Genomic DNA, 732 nt, shown 5'->3' on the forward strand with positions numbered 1-732 from the left:
CCGATGATTGGGGTGAAGTCGTAACAAGGTAGCCGTATCGGAAGGTGCGGCTGGATCACCTCCTTTCTAAGGAGACAGGATTCAAGCAGACGAAGGTTTGAGATGAATCGTATCTTTAGGTCGAAGACAATGAAGGAAGCAGCTTGAGCGAAGCTCGCAGCGACCGGAAAACATTGTCTTACAAGTTCTTTACAATTGTCACTGTTTAGTTTTCAGAGTCTATAGGAAGACTTTGGCCATAGAGAAATAGCTATGGTTTTTAATTTGGGGGTATAGCTCAGCTGGGAGAGCACCTGCCTTGCAAGCAGGGGGTCATGAGTTCGATTCTCATTATCTCCACCAACTTTGCGAAAGCAAAGAAAAAATAGCGAACCTGTGGTTCGTTTGAACCTTGAGAACTGAATAATGTATCGAAGAATGCGTTTCAGATGGATGTAAAGAATTCAATAGGATTTTTGAAATTCAAATGAAATACGTTTTAAGAAGATGAGAACCGATATGAATCGAGAGATTCAAAGCCAACGGAAGTTGGCTATAAAATAAGGGTAACATGCAAATGGCACGAAAGTGACATTTGACACGTAAAGCAGTTTACGTTGGAAATGCGACTCTTAGGATAAAGGAACGAGAGTTCCAAACTCATTAGATTGTTAAGACAATCACTTTAGAAGAACTGATGATATCGAAGAAAATCGATAATAAAATTGGTAGAAGCGAGTAGTACACGGAAAA

At 40.4% G+C, this 732-nt stretch carries 1 tRNA gene and 1 rRNA gene; both read left to right on the plus strand.

What is annotated here, in order from left to right:
* Positions 1-66, plus strand: a 16S ribosomal RNA gene (locus CLHUN_RS21645); the annotation flags it as partial.
* Between the two features lie 200 nt (positions 67-266).
* Positions 267-342, plus strand: a tRNA-Ala gene (locus CLHUN_RS21650).
* Positions 343-732: the final 390 nt, after the last annotated feature.

This window comes from Ruminiclostridium hungatei (genome assembly GCF_002051585.1).
GTDB classification, from domain to species: domain Bacteria; phylum Bacillota; class Clostridia; order Acetivibrionales; family DSM-1351; genus Ruminiclostridium; species Ruminiclostridium hungatei.